Origin of the sequence: Corynebacterium gerontici, assembly GCF_003813985.1 — a bacterium.
GTDB lineage: Bacteria > Actinomycetota > Actinomycetes > Mycobacteriales > Mycobacteriaceae > Corynebacterium > Corynebacterium gerontici.
Window position 1 is genome coordinate 847,937 of sequence record NZ_CP033897.1, and the last position, 19,337, is coordinate 867,273.

Annotated in this window: 19 protein-coding genes; 14 read left to right on the top strand and 5 right to left on the bottom strand. The window is 58.8% G+C overall.

The features are described 5' to 3' along the window. Positions 1–44: 44 nt before the first annotated feature. The 3 genes from CGERO_RS04060 to CGERO_RS04070 are packed head-to-tail and all read left to right on the top strand — an operon-like array spanning position 45 to position 3,636. Positions 45–971, top strand: a complete 927-nt coding sequence (locus CGERO_RS04060; RefSeq protein ID WP_123933596.1) for an ABC transporter permease — start codon at positions 45–47, stop codon at positions 969–971. Continuing rightward, positions 964–1,971: an ABC transporter permease gene (locus CGERO_RS04065; RefSeq protein ID WP_123933597.1), complete on the top strand. Its 1,008-nt coding sequence runs from the start codon at positions 964–966 to the stop codon at positions 1,969–1,971. The genes CGERO_RS04060 and CGERO_RS04065 overlap by 8 nt, the downstream gene beginning before the upstream one ends. Then, the gene (locus CGERO_RS04070; RefSeq protein ID WP_123933598.1) at positions 1,972–3,636 is read left to right on the top strand and encodes a dipeptide ABC transporter ATP-binding protein; all 1,665 of its coding nucleotides are present in this window, start codon (positions 1,972–1,974) and stop codon (positions 3,634–3,636) included. A gap of 60 nt (positions 3,637–3,696) precedes the next feature. Here the strand turns inward: CGERO_RS04070 and CGERO_RS04075 are convergent, their stop codons facing one another. Beyond that, positions 3,697–4,230, bottom strand: coding sequence for a ribonuclease FAU-1 family protein (locus CGERO_RS04075; RefSeq protein ID WP_123933599.1), 534 nt, complete (start codon positions 4,228–4,230; stop codon positions 3,697–3,699). Further along, a complete protein-coding gene (locus CGERO_RS04080; RefSeq protein WP_123933600.1) occupies positions 4,231–4,899 on the bottom strand; it encodes an Rv1157c family protein in 669 nt (222 codons plus the stop codon). 578 nt (positions 4,900–5,477) lie between these two features. Here CGERO_RS04080 and typA point away from each other — a divergent pair. The 7 genes from typA to CGERO_RS04115 all read left to right on the top strand — a co-directional run bounded on the left by typA (position 5,478) and on the right by CGERO_RS04115 (position 12,325). Continuing rightward, on the top strand, positions 5,478–7,388 hold the full coding sequence (typA, locus tag CGERO_RS04085; RefSeq protein WP_206423928.1) for a translational GTPase TypA: 1,911 nt from the start codon (positions 5,478–5,480) through the stop codon (positions 7,386–7,388). Positions 7,389–7,415: 27 nt separating this feature from the next. Then, positions 7,416–8,939 carry an ABC transporter family substrate-binding protein gene (locus CGERO_RS04090; RefSeq protein WP_123933601.1) on the top strand — a complete coding sequence of 508 codons (1,524 nt, stop codon included), beginning with the start codon at positions 7,416–7,418 and terminating at the stop codon, positions 8,937–8,939. A gap of 9 nt (positions 8,940–8,948) precedes the next feature. Beyond that, entirely contained in the window at positions 8,949–9,827 is an 879-nt protein-coding gene (mshB, locus tag CGERO_RS04095) for an N-acetyl-1-D-myo-inositol-2-amino-2-deoxy-alpha-D-glucopyranoside deacetylase (RefSeq protein WP_123933602.1), read from the top strand. Positions 9,828–9,831: 4 nt separating this feature from the next. After that, the gene (locus CGERO_RS04100) at positions 9,832–10,215 is read left to right on the top strand and encodes a hypothetical protein (protein ID WP_123933603.1); all 384 of its coding nucleotides are present in this window, start codon (positions 9,832–9,834) and stop codon (positions 10,213–10,215) included. Positions 10,216–10,272: 57 nt separating this feature from the next. Then, on the top strand, positions 10,273–10,590 hold the full coding sequence (fdxA, locus tag CGERO_RS04105; protein WP_123933604.1) for a ferredoxin: 318 nt from the start codon (positions 10,273–10,275) through the stop codon (positions 10,588–10,590). Positions 10,591–10,608: 18 nt separating this feature from the next. Further along, a complete protein-coding gene (gene dapC, locus CGERO_RS04110) occupies positions 10,609–11,691 on the top strand; it encodes a succinyldiaminopimelate transaminase (RefSeq protein WP_123933605.1) in 1,083 nt (360 codons plus the stop codon). 79 nt (positions 11,692–11,770) lie between these two features. Next, complete coding sequence (locus tag CGERO_RS04115; protein ID WP_123933606.1) at positions 11,771–12,325, top strand: GtrA family protein; 555 nt, start codon at positions 11,771–11,773, stop codon at positions 12,323–12,325. A 52-nt stretch (positions 12,326–12,377) separates the two neighbouring features. Here CGERO_RS04115 and dapD read toward each other — a convergent pair whose 3' ends face one another. The 3 genes from dapD to CGERO_RS04130 all read right to left on the bottom strand — a co-directional run bounded on the left by dapD (position 12,378) and on the right by CGERO_RS04130 (position 15,793). Further along, a complete protein-coding gene (gene dapD / locus CGERO_RS04120; protein ID WP_123933607.1) occupies positions 12,378–13,355 on the bottom strand; it encodes a 2,3,4,5-tetrahydropyridine-2,6-dicarboxylate N-succinyltransferase in 978 nt (325 codons plus the stop codon). Between the two features lie 30 nt (positions 13,356–13,385). Beyond that, positions 13,386–14,750 (bottom strand): amino acid permease, encoded by a 1,365-nt coding sequence (locus tag CGERO_RS04125; RefSeq protein ID WP_123933608.1) that lies wholly within the window; start codon positions 14,748–14,750, stop codon positions 13,386–13,388. A gap of 128 nt (positions 14,751–14,878) precedes the next feature. Continuing rightward, positions 14,879–15,793: a DapH/DapD/GlmU-related protein gene (locus CGERO_RS04130; protein WP_123933609.1), complete on the bottom strand. Its 915-nt coding sequence runs from the start codon at positions 15,791–15,793 to the stop codon at positions 14,879–14,881. 81 nt (positions 15,794–15,874) lie between these two features. Here CGERO_RS04130 and dapE point away from each other — a divergent pair, with 81 nt between their 5' ends. Genes dapE through CGERO_RS04150 form a run of 4 tightly spaced genes read left to right on the top strand, consistent with a single transcriptional unit; the run spans position 15,875 to position 19,330 of the window. Then, positions 15,875–16,960, top strand: a complete 1,086-nt coding sequence (gene dapE / locus CGERO_RS04135) for a succinyl-diaminopimelate desuccinylase (protein ID WP_123933610.1) — start codon at positions 15,875–15,877, stop codon at positions 16,958–16,960. A 26-nt stretch (positions 16,961–16,986) separates the two neighbouring features. Next, positions 16,987–17,760, top strand: coding sequence for an LOG family protein (locus CGERO_RS04140; protein WP_123933611.1), 774 nt, complete (start codon positions 16,987–16,989; stop codon positions 17,758–17,760). Positions 17,761–17,801: 41 nt separating this feature from the next. Continuing rightward, entirely contained in the window at positions 17,802–18,614 is an 813-nt protein-coding gene (gene folP / locus CGERO_RS04145; protein WP_123935922.1) for a dihydropteroate synthase, read from the top strand. Beyond that, the gene (locus CGERO_RS04150; protein ID WP_123933612.1) at positions 18,611–19,330 is read left to right on the top strand and encodes a glucosyl-3-phosphoglycerate synthase; all 720 of its coding nucleotides are present in this window, start codon (positions 18,611–18,613) and stop codon (positions 19,328–19,330) included. Before folP ends, CGERO_RS04150 begins: the two co-directional genes overlap by 4 nt. Positions 19,331–19,337: the final 7 nt, after the last annotated feature.

Below are 19,337 nucleotides of genomic sequence, written 5' to 3' on the forward strand. Positions count from 1 at the left end.
GGTGATCACGTCTTCAGCAACAATAAGTAGAAAGTCTTCCACCCATGCTGCGCTACATTGGGCGCCGAATTTTGCAGATGATCCCTGTGTTCTTCGGTGCAACCTTGCTGCTCTACGCCATGGTGTTTCTCATGCCAGGTGACCCGATCGAGGCACTCGGCGGCGACCGCGGACTCTCCGAGGCCGCCCGTGCGAGGCTCACCGCAGAGTACAACCTTGATAAGCCCTTCATTGTTCAATACCTGCTGTACATCAAAGGAATTTTCACCCTCGATTTCGGCACCACGTTCTCCGGTCGCCCGGTTTCCGAGGCGATGGCTCACGCATTCCCCGTCACAATCAAACTTGCGCTCATGGCGCTCGGATTTGAGATGGTTCTCGGCATCGCCTTCGGCGTGTGGGCCGGAATGCGCCGCGGTGGCATCTTTGACTCCACTGTGCTCGTCCTCTCCTTGCTGGTCATCGCCGTGCCGAGCTTCGTCGTCGGCTTCCTCCTGCAATTCTTCGTGGGCGTGAAATGGGGATTACTGCCTGTGACTGTGGGAGCAAATGTCAGTTTTGAATCCCTAATCATGCCCGCGGTGGTGCTCGGATCCTTGTCCTGTGCCTACGTCATTCGTCTGACGCGCCAATCAGTGTCCGACAATCTGCGCGCCGACTACGTGCGCACAGCGCGCGCCAAGGGGCTAAGCGGAGGAGACGTGACGCGCCGCCACGTGCTGCGTAACTCCCTGATTCCCGTTGTCACCTTCCTAGGCACCGACCTTGGTGCGCTCATGGGTGGTGCGATCGTCACCGAAGGCATCTTCGGCATCAATGGCGTTGGCGGCACGATCTATCAAGCCATCTTGAAAGGCGAACCGACCACTGTGGTGTCATTTACCACGGTGCTCGTGATTGTCTATATCATCGCCAACCTCCTGGTTGATTTGCTCTACGCCCTGCTCGACCCGAGGATCCGCTATGCATAAAGAACACCCAAGCATCAATGAATCCAATGAACCGCTGGTGCCCAACGCGCAGCAGGTCTCTCCCACACGCCCCGGTCAGGAACGCTTCGTCGCCGCCGAGGACGAAAGTGGTCTCGGGGCCGTCGACGCGGTTCGCGATGACTCCGCACCCACATCCGTATGGGGCGAAGCCTGGAAGCACCTTCGCAAGCGCCCAATGTTTTGGGTATCGGCGGTGCTGATTGCACTGGCGCTGCTGTTGGCAGTTGTTCCTGGCTTGTTTACCTCCACCGATCCAGCCTTCTGCGAACTATCAAAATCGTTACGTCCGCCGTCTGAGGGGCACCCTTTCGGTTTTGATCGCCAAGGCTGTGACATCTTTGCCCGCACCATTTATGGCGCGCGCGCCTCGGTGTCCGTTGGCGTGCTCACCACCTTGTTTGTGGTGATTCTGGGCACCGCGATCGGCTCGTTGGCTGGCTACTTCGGTGGGGTGCTTGACGCGATTCTCTCGCGCATTACCGACATTTTCTTCGCCGTTCCGCTGGTGCTTGCTGCGATTGTTGTTATGCAAGTGTTCAAAGAGCAGCGCACGATCCTAACCGTGGTGGTTGTGCTCAGCATTTTCGGATGGACTTCCATCGCCAGAATTACCCGTGGCACCGTGATGGCCACCAAGAATGAGGAATTCGTGACTGCAGCGAAAGCGGTTGGCGCCAGCAAGTGGTACATCTTGCGCAAGCACATCTTGCCCAACGCGGCAGCGCCAATCATCGTGTACGCCACCGTGGCGCTGGGTTCTTTCATCGTGGCGGAAGCAACCTTGTCCTTCCTGGGCATTGGCTTGCCGCCGACGATCGTGTCCTGGGGTGGCGATATCGCTCGTGCTCAGGCTTCGCTGAGGACGCAGCCGATGGTGCTGTTCTATCCGGCCATGGCACTGGGCGCGACGGTGCTCAGCTTCATCATGATGGGCGACGTGGTTCGCGACGCCCTCGACCCGAAGGCGAGGAAGCGCTAAATGACGAACGATCAGCACACCCCCTTGCTGGAACTAGAAGATCTGCACATCGCATTTGAATCTTCCACCGGCACCGTCGAGGCGGTTCGCGGAGCGAATCTTAAGATTTATCCCGGCCAGTCGGTCGCTATTGTTGGTGAGTCTGGCTCCGGCAAGTCCACGACTGCCATGTCCATCATCGGACTGCTGCCCGGCACCGGCAAGGTAACCAAAGGCAGCATTAAGTTCAACGGCACCGACATTACGGCGCTTAATGATAAGCAGATGCAGGAGTATCGTGGCTCGATGATCGGCCTGGTGCCCCAGGATCCGATGAGCAACTTGAACCCCGTGTGGAAAATCGGCACGCAAATCAAGGAAGCTCTTCGGGCCAACAATGTGGTGAGTGCCTCTGAGATGGATCAGCGCGTGACTGAACTACTCGAGGAGGCTGGGCTTCCCGACGCCCAACGACGCGCGAAGCAATATCCGCACGAATTTTCCGGCGGCATGCGCCAGCGAGCTCTCATCGGCATGGGTCTTGCAGCACGTCCTAAATTGTTGATCGCCGACGAACCCACTTCCGCCCTGGACGTCACGGTTCAGAAGCGCATTTTGGATCATCTGGGCACACTCACCCAAGAACTCGGCACCGCAGTGCTCTTCATTACTCACGATTTGGGCTTGGCTGCTGAACGAGCCGAACACCTCGTGGTGATGCACCGTGGGCGCATCGTGGAGTCGGGTCCTTCCCTGGAAATCTTGCGCGATCCGCAGCACCCTTACACTCAACGACTCGTCGATGCGGCGCCGTCTTTGGCGTCTTCGAGGATTCAATCCGCCAAGGCGCAGGGCCGCGCCGCCGACGGGCTCTTGGTTGCTGAACATGACATCACCACGGATGACGTGATCCGCGTGGAAAACTTGACCAAGGTGTTTGACGTCCGTGGTGCCAAGGGCGCAAAGAAGGAATTGCGCGCCGTTGACGACGTTACCTTCGGCTTGCGTGAAGGCACCACGCTCGCCATAGTGGGGGAGTCCGGTTCGGGCAAGTCGACCGTCGCGAATATGGTGCTCAAACTGCTGGAGCCAACCAGTGGCCGAGTGCTCTACAAGGGCAAAGACATCACCACCCTCAACGACAAGGAAACTTTCGACATGCGGCGAAAGCTGCAGGTGGTGTTCCAGAATCCCTATGGATCCCTCGACCCAATGTTCTCGATCTACCGCTGCATCGAGGAACCACTGCTGGTGCACAAGGTTGGCAACCGAAAGCAACGAGAAGCCCGAGTCGCCGAGTTGCTAGACATGGTAGCCATGCCGCGATCGGCAATGCGACGTTACCCGAATGAACTATCTGGTGGTCAGCGTCAAAGAATTGCCGTGGCTCGCGCGCTGGCGTTAGAGCCAGAAGTTGTGGTGCTCGACGAGGCCGTCTCGGCCCTCGACGTGCTGGTGCAACACCAGATCTTGCAATTGCTTACCGAGCTTCAAGATGAGCTGAAGCTGAGCTATCTCTTCATCACCCACGATCTGGCGGTGGTGCGTCAAACCGCCGATGAAGTGGTCGTTATGGAAAAGGGACGCTTGGTGGAACGTGGTACCACCGACGAGCTTTTCACTAACGCACAGCAGGAATACACGCGAGACCTGATCAATTCCGTGCCTGGTTTGGGCTTGCTCTAACACAGGGGCATGAGCAAAGGGGGCTAGTTCGCACTAGCCCCCTTTGTTTCGTCGAAAAGCTTAAGACGCGGGTGTGAGATCAACGTGCTCTGCCCACTCCAGGCAGATGCCCATGGAGGCGAGCCACGCCATCGGATCATCGCTGTGGCGCGTGATGCCTTCGACGGCCATGAGCGTCGCGTCAATGGCACGCTCGGCATCCTCAGCACTAATGAGTCCCTCGCTGGTCGCCGCGGCGAGTTCATCGATGTCCATGACTTTCACCGGCTCGCCGCAGATGCTCACCAGATCCACGTAGAGGTCGCGGGTTTGCCACACCCCGTCCTGCTGAGAAATGTCGGCGATATCGAAGTAAAAGTCCATCTTCTCGTCCACACCATCGCGGAAATGGAAGATGTTGGCGCGCAGACCAACCTCTGGCAGCAGCCAGGATTCGAGGTAGCCAAAACGCGGGTGATCTGCACCCCTGGCCATGTAAAGGCCAAAATCCGTTTCCTTAAAGGTGTCCACTTCGCGCAGAAATCCTTTGGGATCGGTGTTGATAAAGCGCGCGGTGTCGAACACCTCTTGCTTCACCGGGTGCAAATCCACCATTTACATCACCACAAAAGCGGCTGTGGTGGGGAAGTAGTTGCAAGGACCGTCCTGGGTGCCGACGGAGCCCTCGAGCAGGGCGACAACGCGACCGCGACCGGTCTCAGCCTTGCCGGAGACGGTGGAGGGGCCTTGGGGGTTGATCCCGTGATCGCCGAGCTTGGTAGTACCACCCTTGAGGGTGTCAATGTTGAACCAGTGCACATTCATGTTCTGCTCGCCAGCAAGCGGGCGGGTGCCAAGGGCGGTGAACACGAACGTTGCTTCACCAACTCCAGGCTTAGGTGCGGGGATCGGGGCGGGGCCTGCAACGGCAATGGCAGTACCGGTGGAATCGAACTTGCCGTCGATGCACTTGCCTGCGACTACTGGCCAGAAGAACTGAGTGAAGACTGGGGCGTTGTCCGGCAGCAGGGTGGTGGACTTGCTGGGCCCCTCATAGAAGCGGATGGCTGCGAGGAGCTGCTCACGCTGCTGCTCAGGCAACTTCTGAGCGAAGTCTTTCGCCGCGTCGAGAATTTCCTGATTTGGGCGACCAAGGCTATCGACTGGCAAACCCAATTGATCAACTGGGAACAGAGGCGCTGCGCTAGCGGCGGGTGCGCAACCCAGGCCGAGGCTGAGGGCGACGGCTGTGGCGGCGAGGGCCTTGCGGGGGAGAAGGGTCACGTCGTGCCTTTCTGAAAGCGTTGGGTGTGAACGGGAGGGGTGTTTGGAAAATTTTGCCGATATTCTCGGCGTGTCTCCAACTCATGCGTCACACAAGCGTACTCAAGTAACAATAGTTATGCGTTTTTGCATGTCAAGGCGGGGTGTCCTGTCCTGAACGCTGAGGTGCATAGTTACAGTGTTGTGATTTTCGAGTGGACTCCCCTGGAATGGCAGGCTCTCCGCAGGGGAGCTGTGGACACGAATCCAGGCTTGTTATCAAATTGTTACAAAGGAAGAGTGTAGCAGGGAACCTACGCCGGGCCAACGAATTAGGCGCTTTTCACCTGGAAAATGTCGGTGCGTGGACTTCATGCGACTCGGGACTATTCGGCAGTCACACCCGGCCCATCTATCACTGTCCTACAACGTGCAGTAGGAACGGGGCGGATGCTTCAAGGCTAGGGTCTAATACAAGTTGGAAAGCGGGCTGGTCGCTGAAAAGGTGCGCCTCGCCCCGGTGTGCAGTACTGTTGAAACGCTGTACGTCTGCGCCCAAGATTCACCGGGTGCAGCAGTTGAACCCCCAGGAGATGTCCTTGACCCGTCCAGAATTCCGAAATGTTGCCATCGTCGCGCACGTTGACCATGGCAAAACCACGCTTGTCGACGCCATGCTGCGTCAGTCCGGCGCATTCGACGCCCACGCAGAAGTAGTTGACCGAGTGATGGATTCCGGTGACCTGGAAAAGGAAAAGGGCATCACCATCCTCGCCAAGAACACCGCGATCCGCCGCCAGGGCGCGGGTAAAGATGGCAACGACCTCGTCATCAACGTCATTGACACCCCAGGCCACGCCGACTTCGGTGGCGAAGTGGAACGCGCACTGTCCATGGTTGACGGCGTGGTGCTCCTGATCGACGCCTCGGAAGGTCCGCTGCCGCAGACCCGTTTCGTGCTGGGCAAGGCGCTGGCAGCCAAGATGCCCGTGATCATCTTGGTGAACAAGACCGACCGCCCTGACGCTCGCATCGATGAAGTCGTTGAAGAAGCACACGATCTGCTGCTGGAACTCGCCAGCGCTATTGATGATCCCGAAGCCGCTGAGGCTGCAGAAAACCTTCTCGACCTCCCCGTGCTGTACGCCTCCGGGCGTGAAGGCAAAGCCTCCACCGAAAACCCCGGCAACGGCAATATTCCCGATGCCGAGGATCTGCAGGCCTTGTTCGACGTCATCTATGACGTCATGCCCGAGCCCACGGCAGACATCGAAGGCCCGCTACAGGCGCACGTCACCAACTTGGACTCCTCTTCATTCCTGGGGCGCATCGGTTTGATCCGCGTGCACTCCGGCAGCGTGAAGAAGGGGCAGCAGGTTGCCTGGATTCACTATGACGAAGAAGGTAACCAGCACACCAAGACCGCAAAGATCGCCGAACTGCTGCGCACGGTCGGTGTCACCCGCGTGCCCGCCGACGAGGTGGTGGCCGGCGACATTGCGGCCATCTCCGGTATCGACAACATCATGATTGGCGATACCCTCGCTGATCCCGAGCATCCCAACCCGCTGCCACGCATCACCGTGGACGAGCCAGCGATCTCCATGACCATCGGCGTGAACACCTCGCCCCTCGCCGGCCGAGGCGGTGGCGATAAACTCACTGCCCGCATGGTCAAGGCTCGCCTGGATCAGGAACTGATCGGTAACGTTTCCCTTCGCGTGCTTCCCACTGAGCGTCCCGACGCCTGGGAAGTGCAAGGCCGTGGCGAAATGGCACTTTCTGTGCTGGTTGAAACGATGCGCCGCGAAGGCTTCGAACTTACCGTGGGTAAGCCCCAGGTGGTGACCCAGGAAATCGATGGCAAACTGCACGAGCCCTTCGAGCACATGGTCATTGACGTACCTGGTGAATACCAGGGAGCCGTCACTCAGCTCATGGCTGCACGCAAGGGGCAGATGGTTGCCATGGACAACGTTTCCGATGATTGGGTGCGGATGGAATTCAAGGTTCCAGCCCGCGGTCTCATTGGCTTCCGCACCACCTTCATGACGGAGACTCGCGGCACCGGCATCGCCAACCACTACTCCGAGGGATTCGAGCCTTGGGCTGGCGAAATCAAGGACCGCGCTACTGGCTCCCTGGTGGCTGACCGTTCCGGACAGATCACCGCCTATGCTCTCCAGCAGTTGGCAGACCGTGGTTCCTTCTTCGTGGAGCCGGGCACCGAAGCGTATGAAGGTATGGTCGTGGGCGCCAATAACCGCGATGAGGATATGGATATCAACATCACGCGCGAAAAGAAGCTCACCAACATGCGTTCCGCCACGGCAGACGCTACTGTGACGCTGGCGAAAGCGCGCTCGCTCTCGCTGGACGAGGCCATGGAGTTCTGTGGCCAGGACGAGTGCGTGGAGGTGACCCCTGATACGCTGCGCGTGCGCAAGGTGATCCTCAACGCCACCGAGCGTGCCCGTGCTCGCTCCCGCGAGAAGGCTCGCAATAAATAATCGCGCAGGCTGCTAAAATGTAGCCTCATGTCAACCAAGCACCGTTTCGCCATCATCGCCTTGGCAACGGTGCTTGTTTCATGTGCGGCGAAGCCCGGTCCTGCACCGGTAGAAAATGTCCGCCCGAGCAACGTCGCTAGCACCACTCAGCAGCGGGAGAAGCAAGAATCTCGGCTGTCGGTCGGCATTGATCCGCTCACCGCGGGGCTCAATCCACACTTGCTTTTCGACGCCAACGAGTTCGTCAACACCCTGGCACAACTGGTGCTCCCCAGCGCATTTGAAGCAGGCAAGCTCAACGGTGATTTGCTTGAGGCCGCGCGTCCGGTAAGCCCGCCGAAGGGTGTCGCGCTGAGCATTCGTTATGACATCAACCCCGAGGCGCAGTGGTCTGACGGCACGCCCATCACCGTTGCGGATTTCGAGTACCTACGTAATGGCATCGCTGAAACCCCGGGGGCACTCGATGCTGCTCGGTACCGAGCCATTAGCAATGTGCGGTCTGCCAATGGTGGCCGCACGGTGTACGTGGACTTTGAACAGCCCATCGGGGATTGGCAGTCCATGTTCCAGAATCTTTTGCCGAGCCATGTGCTGGGCCCTGCCTCCGATTTTGCCACTGCACTCAACGACGATATTCCTGCATCCGGCTGGCGTTTGTCGTTGAGTAGCGTGGATCGTGGCCGCGGCGTAATTACGTTGCACCGCAATGACCGCTACTGGGGCACGAAGCCAGCGCAGGTCGAAACTGTGCAATTTGTTGAAGTGCGCAGCTTGTCTCAGGCTACGGAGTTGCTGCGTTCCGGGCAGTTGAGTTTTGTGGATATGACGCCCACGGAGGTTGCCAAGGATACCTTCGGTTTGATTCCGCACGCGCAGGTTCGCACCAATGTTTTGGATCGACGCCTGCAGCTCAGCGCAACTCCTTCTTTAGACGTCACTGCACGCAAATCTCTGGCCTCCATGATCGATCCCGAGATGATCGCGCGTTTAGCTACGGGGCGTTCGAGTGAACTTGATGTTCCCGCTTCCCGCATTCTGGAAGCTGATCCGACGGGACTATTGGCGCTTGGTAGGCCGATTCGTCTAGGCGTGGACCCATCCGACTCCACGGCGCTTGCCGCCACCCGCGCCATCGCCGACATTCTGGACAACGCTGGTGTTGATGCCCGAGTCATTACTTCTGATAGCACCGATCTGCTTCAGCGCACCGTTTCCGATGGCGATATTGATGCGATTGTGGCGTGGACTCCCGCGAAGCCGCGCGACATGTATCACTGCGACGGAGACGTCGTTGCCGCGAATATCAGCACCTACTGCGATCCATCGGTGAATGACACCATTGAGGCGCTCATTGCGGGCCAAGTGCCCAGCGAGGCGCTCGAAACGCAAACCCAAGCGCTGGAATCTGAGCAGTTCCTCAACACCGTACTGCTCCGCGACGTTCGTTTACAGGCCTTGGGCAAGGGTATTGTGGGGCCGAATCCTGATCTCCAGCGCTGGCCGGTGGGGTTGTCCTCTCTTGCCGACTGGAGCTTGCAAAACAATTAGGGGGCTTTCATGCGAGACCTGCTGGGAAAGACGGTTGTTGCTGTTCACGCACACCCAGACGACGAGGCGATTTGGACTGGCGGGCTGCTGGCGCATCTGGCACAGCGCGGTGCCGACGTCCACGTGATCACTTGTACGTTAGGTGAGCAAGGCGAGGTTATCGGTGAGCCGTATGCACAGCTCGTGGCCGATCAAGCCGACCAGCTCGGTGGTTTCCGCATCGCAGAACTGCGCCGCTCCCTAAACATCCTCGGTGTGCACGGGGAGTTCCTCGGCGGCGCCGGCCATTGGCGCGATTCTGGGATGATCGGGGATCCTGCCAATGAACACCCGCGGGCCTTCATATCCTCTGGCGAGGCATCAGTCCAGCAGCTTGCACAAAGGTTTGAGGCGCTTTGCCCAGACCTCGTGGTCACCTATGGCCCCGACGGTGGTTACGGGCATCCCGACCACGTTCGCGCACACCACATCACGCATGAGGCGGCCAAACGTGTAGCGATTCCGAGAATCTTGTGGGCGGTGACCTCCAGGGAGGACCTCGAAGCGGGCCTCGCCACCATCAAGCAGCCGCCGTCTGGTTGGCGATTAGCGCTGTCTGGGGAGATCGCCTGCGTTGCAGAGACGGATCTTCGTCTGCATCTGGACGACGCCAGCTACGCAGCCAAGCTCGAAGCGATGAAAGCTCACGCCACCCAACTGTGGATCGCAGACGGCAGCGTTTCGGAAACCAACCCGGAGGCGAGAAGGACCCGCATCGAAGATCCGGATTTGGTGCCTGCAATTTTTGCGCTTTCGAATCTCATCGCGCAGCCCCTGTTGCGCACCGAAAGTTATCAGCTCGGGGCCGGTTCGCGTCCTGAGTCCAACGACCCGATGGCGGGACTCTGAGCGCATGGAGGAACGCCAACCTTATGTGCATCAGGGTTTTAGCAGGGCAGAGGCCGTCTTGGGTGTGCTGTGGCTCTGCATCGCAAGCTTCATCTCGGTGTTTTTAGAAGTGTTCTACTTGGGTACGTGGATTGGGCCAGTACCATTTCCGTACACCATCGTGGTTGCGCTGCTGTTCAACTGCGTGCTGGTCAAGACCTCCGGGCTGTGGACGCGCTTCGTGCCCTTCCAGTTGGCACCGCTGTGGGTGTGGTGTGCAGGCTACGCACTGTTTATGGTGTGGTCCGGGGTGGGCGGCGACCAGCTTCTGCTCAATAGCTTTCGCTCTATTGCGCTTCTCATCGCTGGTGTTGCTGGAGGCGTGTGGGCATTGCGCGAGGCGAAGTGACATAATAGGGCGGATTGCACCAAACCATTTGCTTGGAAACTGGAGAATACAGCTTCAATGACGTACACAATTGCTCAACCCTGTGTTGATGTCATGGATCGTTCCTGCGTTGAGGAATGCCCCGTGGACTGCATCTACGAAGGAAAGCGCTCCCTCTACATTCACCCCGATGAGTGCGTCGACTGCGGTGCTTGCGAACCTGCTTGCCCCGTTGAGGCCATTTTCTATGAAGACGACGTACCGGACGAGTGGATCGACTACAACGACGCGAACGCCGCATTCTTTGACGATCTCGGCTCGCCAGGCGGCGCTGCCAAGCTCGGCCCGCAAGATTTCGACGCGCCACTGGTGGAAAAGCTTCCTCCGCAGGCTTAAACAGTAAAGGATTGCCCCGTGCGCACACCCTTGTCAGCCACGCTGCCGGATTTCCCATGGAACTTGCTGGAGCCTGCAAAGCAGCGTGCCGCTGAGCACCCAGATGGCATGATTAATCTCTCGGTAGGCTCGCCCATCGACGAGGTGGCGCCCGGCATTCAACTCGCACTGGCTGAGGCCGCTGCGCCCGGGGGCTATCCCCAAACTATCGGCACCCCCGAATTGCGAGAGGCTATCACCGCGTCTTTGCAACGCCGATACCAGGTACAAGGCGCACCAGGGGTCCTTCCGGTCATCGGCACGAAAGAAGCCATCGCCTTGCTGCCCATGCTGCTTGGCATTCGTGGCACCGTATTGATCCCAGAGGTCGCGTACCCAACATACGAGGTGGCGGCGCTGGTAGCTGGCGCAACCCCGTTGCGCGCGAGCACACCGCCTGAAGACGCAAGCGGCATTGATCTTGTGTTTATCAACTCGCCATCGAATCCCACAGGGGCAGTGAGCACACTGGAAGAATTGCGTGCTTGGGTGGCGTGGGGGCGTGAGCACAATGTGATCATCGCCTCCGACGAGTGCTACCTGGGCTTGTGTTGGGAAGGCGAAGCGCTGTCCATCCTCCATCCGGATGTATGCGATGGTGACTTCAGCAACCTGCTGGCGATCCACTCGCTGTCAAAAACCTCCAACCTCGCCGCCTACCGCTCGGGCTTCTTCGCCGGTGATGAAGCATTGCTCGCCGAGCTCACTGAGGTGCGGAAGCACACTGGCCTGATGATGCCCGGGCCAATTCAGGCGGCAACCGTGGCAGCGCTCAATGATGATGCCCAAGAAGAGCTGCAACAACTTCGCTACGCCAAGCGTCGCGCGGTGCTCTATCGTGCGCTGAGCGATGCGAGTTTCCGTATTGAGCACTCTCAGGCGGGTCTGTATCTTTGGATCACTCGTGACGAGGATTGCTGGGACACCGTGCAGTGGTTCGCGGAACGTGGCGTGCTCGTGGCTCCAGGTGAGTTCTATGGACCTGAGGGGCAGCGCTTCGTCCGCGTTGCTTTGACCGCACCGATGGAGCAAATCGAGCAGGTGGCCGCGCGTTTGGCCTAGCGGCACTTAACCTCGCAGCAACTTGGGCGTAAGATGACTCAGGTTAGCTACTGCAATCAATATTCAGCGAGGTGCGAGCGTGGCGCGATCGTCCACAATAGGCACCACGATTGTCCAATTCTTGAGATTTGGCATCGTGGGTGGCTCTGGCGTGCTGGTGAACATGGCTGTCGTGGTGCTGATGAACAAGCTCATGCTGTTCAGCGCGGACATCACCCCAGAAGATCCTTTCTATAATCTCTTCGGTACGGCTTTCCACATTCGCTGGTATCACGTATTTCAAACGGTGGCGTTCCTGGTGGCCAACACTTGGAATTATCAACTCAACCGAATGTGGACCTTCAAGGCAACGGTGAGCCCAAAATGGTGGAAGGGATTCTTCGCCTTCCTCACCACCGGCCTTGTGGCGTTCATGGTGAGCTTGGTCATCTCAACATTGCTGATGAACCCAGAGTCGCCCATCGCGCTTTCTGATCGAATTTTCGATAATTCGGACGGTTTCCACACCAAGGTCTACTGGGCTAATGCGATCGCCATCCTCGTATCCATGCCGATCAACTTCCTCATCAACCGCCTGTGGGCATTCCGCCCTACCCGCATCGTGGTGGACCAGGAGCCCATCAGCCACGTCTAAGCTTTTCGACGAAAATGCCCGCTCCATACGGAGCGGGCATTTTGCTTACGTGCTAGTTTTTGTGCAGCTCGGAGTTGAGCTCAACTGCCTGAGACTTCCACGGCACCGCCTCGATAGCGCCGCTGACGGAGTTGCGGCGGTAGAGGATGTTGTTGGCGCCAGAGAGATCAACGGCTTTGATGGTGTCGCCGTCGGATACGCCGAGCGCCTCGGCAACGGCACCGCGAGCGACGAGCTTGGATCCGGAGGTGACATAGAGGCCGGCTTCGATCACGCAGTCGTCGCCAAGCGGAATCCCGCAACCGGCGTTGGCACCTAACAGGCAGCGCTCGCCGATGGAGATGACGTGCTTGCCGCCGCCGGACAGCGTGCCCATGATCGAGGCGCCGCCGCCGATGTCCGAGCCATCACCAACCACCACACCGGCGGAGATTCGGCCTTCCACCATGGAGCTGCCCAGGGTGCCAGCGTTGAAGTTGACGAAGCCTTCGTGCATCACGGTCGTACCCTCTGCCAAGTGGGCGCCCAGGCGCACGCGGTCGGCATCGCCGATGCGCACGCCGGAGGGGATGACGTAATCGATCATGCGGGGGAACTTGTCCATGCAAAACACCGTGACCGGGCCGCGGCGCTGCAGGCGAGCCCGGGTGACCTCAAAGTGCTTCGGTGAGCAGGGGCCGAAGTTGGTCCACACAACGTTGTTCAACAAGCCAAAGATGCCGTCCAAGTTTAGTCCGTGAGGCTTGACTAGGCGGTGGGAGAGCAAGTGCAGACGCAGGTAGGCGTCGAAGGTGTCCTTAGGGGCGTCCTCGAGGCTTGAAAGCGTTGTGCGAATAACCTTGCGCTCAACTTTGCGGTCGCCGTCGGTGACCGAAAGCGCGCGGAAGTCCTCGGGAACCTCGCTGCCTTCGATCAACTCGGTGCCGGCTTCGGCTGGCTGTCCGCTGAGCTCCGGATACGGGAACCAAGCGTCCAAAATCTCGCCGTCTTGGGTGATCGTTGCAAGTCCAATGGCATGTGCAGAAGTCATGGTGTTGCAGTGTACCTTTCTTGACGTTTCCTAGCTTCGCTTGCCTTTAACCAAGAAGGACAATCCTACGAGGGCGCCGAAGATCACGAGCACGGAAGTGATCTGGCCGCGGGAGGAGTCGTCGAAAAGCATGAGCATGACCAGGCCAGCGATGGCTGCCAGCGTGACCCACGTGAGCCAGGGGTAGCCCCACATGCGTACCGAGGTCAGCTCCCCGTTGCGCTTCATAATCGGGTGCAGCTTCAGATACGAGAACGCGATGAGAACCCAAATGACGATCAAGCAGCCGCCCACGGCGTTGAGCAGGAAGGCCAGCAGGCCCGGGGGATTCCAGTACTGAAGACCAACGGAGAGGAATGCGAACACCATCGACAAGATCACGGAAGAAGTCGGAACGCCCTGCTTATTGGTGGCAGCGAAAACCTTGGGGGCGTCGCCGCGTTCAGCCAGAGAATGCACGAGGCGGGAAGTGCCATAAATTTGCGCATTGAACGCCGAAAGCAGTGCTAACACGATCACTGCCTCCATGAATCCCACGACGCCGGGAATGTTCGCCATCGCCAGGATTTGGGTGAAGGGCGATTCTGCGGCGGACTTGGCACCACCGAGCTGGTCATACGGCATGAGGAAAGTGATCACCAGGACTGAGCCGAGGTAGAACAGTGAGATGCGCCAGATCACGGAGCGCACAGCCACGCCGATGGCCGTCTTGGGATCCTCAGACTCTGCAGCGGCGATGGTGACGATCTCGATGCCGCCGAATGCGAAAGCCACGGCGAGTAAACCAGCGGCAACGCCGCCGATGCCATTGGGCATGAAGCCGTGGTCGAGGAAGTTCTCGGTGCCAACAAAGGTGTGGCCCGGCAATAGGCCGAAGATCAGCAGCACACCAACGATGAGGAAGAAGATGATGACGGCGACCTTGATGAAAGCGAACCAGAATTCGAATTCGCCGAAGCCGCGCACATTGGCGAGGTTTACGACGGCGAAAAAGACCACGCTGATCAGGGCTGGGATCCATGGCGAAACGCCAAACCAGGAGCTCATGATGGCTGCTGCACCGGTCATTTCTGCGCCCATGACCATGGTGAGCATGAACCAGTACAGCCAGCCGAGGGAGAAACCAGCCCAGTGGCCGAAGGCTTGTTCGCCGTAGATGGAAAAGGAGCCGGAGGCGGGACGCGCCGAGGCCATTTCGCCGAGCATTTGCATGACGAACACGACGATGGCGCCGGCGATGATATAGGCGATGAGCACCGCAGGGCCTGCCGCCGCAATGCCCACGCCAGTTCCGAGGAACAAACCGGCGCCGATGGCAGAGCCGAGACCCATCATGGTGAGGTGTCGAGTTTTCAGGCCCGCACCGAGCGCTGTGTCATTTGTTGTTTGGGACATAGCAAAAACAATAAGATATTCGGCTCACACAAGGAATTTGCCTGAGCTTTTCATGAGAGAAATCGGGCGCAGTGCCCCCAAAAGGGTAGTGTTGCGCAGCGGCTTCGGTATGTGCGCTGCTCTTCCACCTAGCGAAGTGGCCGAACCACTGGCTCGACTTGGTCTGCAACGTGAGTGATCTCCACGTTCGAGATCCCTGCTATTGCCGAGGCCGGCACCAGATTTTCGTTTTCGAAGTGGTGCACCATGGTGGATGGTTCAAGAATCAAATTGGAGCCGATACGCACGTTATCGCCAAGATCGATGCCCACGATGGCTGAGCCCACTCCAATGTGGCAGTGCTTGCCTATGCGAACCAGGCTTCTGTCTTTGTCGGACACGATCGAGGAAGAGATGCCGAGGTTGAAGCCTTCATCAATCACCGCGCCGGGGTAGAGGCGCCCTTCGATGCGGCCTGCGCCCAGGGTGCCGGAGTTATAAGAGACGTAGCCTTCGCGCAATACTTCGGTGCCCGGTGCGAGGTAGGCACCGAGGCGTACGCGCTCGGCCTCAGTGATTTGGATGTCGCTGGGCACGACGTAGTCCACCATCCGCGGGAGCTTGTCAATGCCGTAGACGTGAATGAGTCCTCGCGAACGCAGTGCCATGCGCACATCTTCAAAATTCTGGGCCAGGCAGGGACCCTTGTTGGTCCACACCACCGTGGAAAGCAGATCGAGGCCGCCCTCGATATTGATCTCATGCGGTCGCACCATTCTGTGGGAGAGCAGATGTAGGCGCAGGTACATGTCGTGGGCATCCACTGGAGGGGCGCTGAGGTCTTGGATGGTGGTTCGAACGGCCACTTGCTCCACCATGCGGTCTTCGTCGATGCGCACCAGGCTGAGCATTTTTTGCGTCAGTTCGTGAGCAGCTAGACGGATGGTGCCGGTTGGAAGGTCAAAGTGGTTACTGAGCAAAGGTGAGGGATACCAGGTATCCAAAACGGTGCCGTCCATCGCGATGTTGGCGATGCCTACTGCTTGCGCGCCAAAAGTGCTCATAATGATTCTATGGTAACGCTTGTGCTTCGAGCGTTGTGCCCAGGGTGCAGTGCTGGTGGTGTGCTGGCTACAGTGGTGGGCATGCTGGAACTTGCACAGGATCCCATTGCTCTCACCGCGGCATTGGTGGACATTGAAAGCCCCTCGCATCACGAAGCAGCTATCGCTGATCAGATCGAGCAGGCGCTGAAGGGCATCGATGGTGTCGAGGTGTTTCGGATGCACCACACCGTGATGGCGCGCACGCATCGTGGCTTAGGCTCACGCGTCATTCTGGCCGGGCATATCGATACTGTGCCGATTGCCGAGAACGTGCCCTCCCAGCTTATCGACGGCACCCTGCACGGCTGCGGCAGCGTGGACATGAAGTCGGGAATGGCGTGCTACCTCCACGCTTTTGCAACGCTGGCGAATGCGGAGAACTTGCAGCACGACCTCACGCTGATCTGTTATGAAGCAGAAGAAGTCGCTGCCACCTACAACGGATTAGCGAAACTTCAACGGTCCCATCCCGAGTGGCTGGAGGGGGATCTGGCGCTGCTCGGCGAGCCTTCCGGGGCCATGATTGAAGCCGGCTGCCAAGGATCGGTGCGCCTGAAGGTTCGAGCACATGGTGTGCGCGCGCATTCGGCCAGGTCATGGCTCGGAGATAACGCAATGCACAAACTCTCACCGGTGATCGCGCGTATCGCCGAGTATTCCGCCCGCGAGGTGGAAGTGGATGGCTGTATGTACCACGAGGGTTTGAATATCGTGCATTGTGAATCTGGGGTGGCCACCAACACCATCCCGGACGAGGCGTGGATGTACGTGAATTTCCGCTTCGCCCCGGACCGCACTCTCGACGAAGCCATGGCTCACATGCTTGGCGTCCTCGACCTGCCTGAGGGTGTGGACTACGAGGTCAGCGACGCGGTGCCCGGCGCACGTCCCGGTCTGGATCAGCCAGCGGCTCAAGCACTGCTGCGCGCCACGGGAGGTAATTTCCGTGCGAAGTATGGTTGGACCGACGTTGCGCGTTTCGCGGAACTCGGCGTTCCGGCGGTGAATTTTGGCCCGGGTGATCCTTCCTTTGCCCATAAGAAGGATGAGCAGTGCCCAGTGCATATGATCACCACAGTCAGCGAGCAGCTATTGCAGTATTTGACCAACCCAGCCTCGGCCTAGGCCTCACGCTCTGAGAAGGAAACACCATGAATCGACCCCAAAACCGTACGCTGCTCGGCCCCATGCTGGTGCGAGACAAGCACGCTGCAAAAGGCGCAGGCACATACGATCAGCGCCTACTTGAACTTGGCGCGGATCATGACTGGCTGCATGCTGATCCCTGGCGTGTATTGCGAATCCAAAGCGAGTTCGTTTCCGGTTTCGACGCGCTGGCGGAGCTTCCCCCGGCGGTAACCGTCTTTGGTTCCGCGCGCACTAAGCCGGAGGAGCCCTACTACCAATTGGGTGAGCAGCTCGGTGCAGCAATCGCCGATGCCGGTTACGCCGTCATTACCGGGGGTGGTCCCGGTTTGATGGAGGCCGCCAACAAAGGCGCGATGGAAGCAGGTGGACGTTCGATCGGCTTGGGCATTGAACTGCCTCATGAGCAGGGCATCAATGAGTATGTGGATATGGGGTTGAACTTCCGCTATTTCTTCGCCCGCAAGACCATGTTTTTGAAGTACTCGCAGGCCTTCGTGTGCTTGCCGGGTGGTTTGGGCACCTTGGATGAACTCTTCGAGGTGCTCTGCATGACCCAGACCGGCAAAGTCACCAACTACCCGATTGTGCTTTTGGGCACCGAGTTTTGGTCTGGTGTGGTGCAGTGGCTCAAAGATACATTGGTGCAGGAGGGCATGATCTCAGAAGGTGACATGGATCTGTTCTTGCTCACTGACTCCATCGAAGAGGCGGTGGATCATATTCAGCGGGTTCATGCTCAAATGCCACTGTTTGCTCAGGGCGACACGGAGCAGTAGTGCGCAGTTTCTACCTTGGCCCCGACGGGCTTGCTGCGGTGATGGCGATTGTGAATCGCACCCCGGACTCTTTTTATGATCAGGGCGCCACAGAGCTTTTCGATGCCGCCCTTGCCCGCGTTGAAGCCGTGGTGGATCAGGGTGCAGGCATCATCGATATCGGGGGCGTGAAAGCTGGTCCCGGAACGCATGTGGGGCCGAGTGAAGAAATTGATCGTGTGGTGCCGCTCATTGCCGAAGTGCGTCAGCGCTATCCGCATCTCCACATTTCCGTGGATACCTGGCGCGCCGCTGTCGCCGAAGAAGCAATCAATGCCGGAGCGAATCTGGTCAACGACACTTGGGCCGGGCATGATCCCGAGCTGGTGGAGGTAGCGGGCGCGCACAAGGTTGGTTACGTCTGTTCCCACACCGGTGGCGTCCAGCCCAGAACGCGGCCGTATCGCGTTCATTTCGACGATGTCGTTTCCGATGTGATCCGAGAGACCACCGCGCTTGCTCAGCGCGCTGTTGAATGCGGGGTACCTGAGGATCAAGTGCTTATCGATCCAACTCACGACTTTGGCAAAAATACCTACCACGGCCTGGAGTTGCTTCGGCGCATCGATGAGCTCGTCGTCACCGGCTGGCCGGTGCTCATGGCGTTGTCCAATAAAGACTTCGTTGGAGAGACCCTTGATCGTCCAGTGGGGGAGCGCGTGCCGGGAACCTTGGCGTGCACGAGCTTTTCTGCGGCAAGAGGGGTAGCAGTTTTCCGAGCACATGAAGTAGCCGCCACCCTAGACACCATTCGGATGACCGCCGCGATTCAGGGAACGTGCTCCCCGCGGGCTGTCACCAGGGGGCTTGCATGATTTCGGTGGTCATACCGGCTCTCAATGAAGAAGCCACCGTGGCGCACGTGGTGCAAGTGGCGCGCCGTCATGCCGATGAAGTGTTGGTGATCGACGCCGACTCCCGCGACGCCACCGCCCAGGTCGCTAGCGATGCCGGAGCTACTGTGCTGAACTGGCGCGATATTATGACGACGCCTCCACTGCCTGGCAAAGGTGAATCTCTCTGGCGTGGGGTCCATGCCGCACAGGGTGAGGTTGTTGTGTTTTTGGATGCAGACCTGCAAAGAATCAACCCGGACATCGTCGAATTGCTCGCCGCCCCCTTCGAAGATCCAAGCATCCACTTGGTGAAAGCCGCGTATGAACGGCCAATGACTGATGGTTCGGAAGGTGGCCGCGTGACGCATCTGACGGCACGCCCACTACTGCAATTACTGTTTCCCGAGCTTGCACACATCCGGCAGCCTCTCGGCGGAGAGTACGCAATTCGCCGCAGCACAGCCGAGCAGGTCCCATTCGTTGCAGGCTACGGCGTGGAAGTGGGTCTACTCATTGACGTGGCACGTCGTTATGGCCCCCGGGCGTTGCTTGAAGTTGAAGCAGGGGTGCGAACCCACCGCAATCGACCACTGCACGAACTTTCATCTATGGCGCAGGAGGTGGCGGCAACGATCCTTCAGCGCGCCGGGCAGAGGGGCATTGAGGTGACGCAGCGTCCCGCGTTGAAGGGTTAGGCTGTTG

Coding starts and splice junctions, on each gene's coding strand:
- dapE (WP_123933610.1), top strand. CDS start 15,875: ATGCTGGAACTTGCACAGGATCCCATTGCTCTCACCGCGGCATTGGTG.
- CGERO_RS04150 (WP_123933612.1), top strand. CDS start 18,611: ATGATTTCGGTGGTCATACCGGCTCTCAATGAAGAAGCCACCGTGGCG.
- CGERO_RS04090 (WP_123933601.1), top strand. CDS start 7,416: ATGTCAACCAAGCACCGTTTCGCCATCATCGCCTTGGCAACGGTGCTT.
- CGERO_RS04060 (WP_123933596.1), top strand. CDS start 45: ATGCTGCGCTACATTGGGCGCCGAATTTTGCAGATGATCCCTGTGTTC.
- fdxA (WP_123933604.1), top strand. CDS start 10,273: ATGACGTACACAATTGCTCAACCCTGTGTTGATGTCATGGATCGTTCC.
- mshB (WP_123933602.1), top strand. CDS start 8,949: ATGCGAGACCTGCTGGGAAAGACGGTTGTTGCTGTTCACGCACACCCA.
- dapD (WP_123933607.1), bottom strand. CDS start 13,355: ATGACTTCTGCACATGCCATTGGACTTGCAACGATCACCCAAGACGGC.
- CGERO_RS04140 (WP_123933611.1), top strand. CDS start 16,987: ATGAATCGACCCCAAAACCGTACGCTGCTCGGCCCCATGCTGGTGCGA.
- CGERO_RS04125 (WP_123933608.1), bottom strand. CDS start 14,750: ATGTCCCAAACAACAAATGACACAGCGCTCGGTGCGGGCCTGAAAACT.
- CGERO_RS04070 (WP_123933598.1), top strand. CDS start 1,972: ATGACGAACGATCAGCACACCCCCTTGCTGGAACTAGAAGATCTGCAC.
- CGERO_RS04075 (WP_123933599.1), bottom strand. CDS start 4,230: ATGGTGGATTTGCACCCGGTGAAGCAAGAGGTGTTCGACACCGCGCGC.
- CGERO_RS04130 (WP_123933609.1), bottom strand. CDS start 15,793: ATGAGCACTTTTGGCGCGCAAGCAGTAGGCATCGCCAACATCGCGATG.
- CGERO_RS04100 (WP_123933603.1), top strand. CDS start 9,832: ATGGAGGAACGCCAACCTTATGTGCATCAGGGTTTTAGCAGGGCAGAG.
- CGERO_RS04065 (WP_123933597.1), top strand. CDS start 964: ATGCATAAAGAACACCCAAGCATCAATGAATCCAATGAACCGCTGGTG.
- folP (WP_123935922.1), top strand. CDS start 17,802: ATGGCGATTGTGAATCGCACCCCGGACTCTTTTTATGATCAGGGCGCC.